Origin of the sequence: Pseudomonas sp. DE0157 (assembly GCF_007678615.1) — a bacterium.
Lineage (GTDB): Bacteria > Pseudomonadota > Gammaproteobacteria > Pseudomonadales > Pseudomonadaceae > Aquipseudomonas > Aquipseudomonas parafulva_B.
In genome coordinates, this window is the sequence record NZ_VEJN01000047.1 from 1 (window position 1) to 446 (window position 446).

Here is a 446-nt window from a genome sequence, read left to right on the forward strand (position 1 = left end):
ACCGACGTGACAGAGTTCAAAGTGAAGGGGCAGAAGCTGTTTCTTTCGCCGTTGATGGACCTGTATAACGGCGAAATCCTCGCTTATCAGATTAACCGGCGCCCGGAGTTCAAGATGGTCTCGGCAATGCTTGAGCAAGCCTTTGAGCGGCTGAATCCAGGTGATAAACCGATATTGCACTCCGATCAAGGATGGCAGTACAGGCAGCCCACTTACCGGCATATGCTGGCCGAGAAGAACATTGAGCAGAGTATGTCGCGTAAGGGCAACTGCCTAGACAACGCCGCAATGGAAAGCTTTTTCGGCACACTCAAGAGCGAATATTTTTACCTGGAGTCGTTTGAAAATGTCGAGCAGTTGGCTTCAGGACTTGATGATTACATCGCTTACTACAACCAAAAACGCATCAGCCTCAGACTTGATGGCCTGAGTCCGATACAATTTCG

Annotated in this window: 1 protein-coding gene; it reads left to right on the forward strand. The window is 49.6% G+C overall.

The genetic code is table 11. The annotated features are described in order from the left end of the window. Window positions 1–446: IS3 family transposase (locus tag FS777_RS21285; protein WP_145257598.1), on the forward strand; the 446-nt coding region annotated here is incomplete at both ends.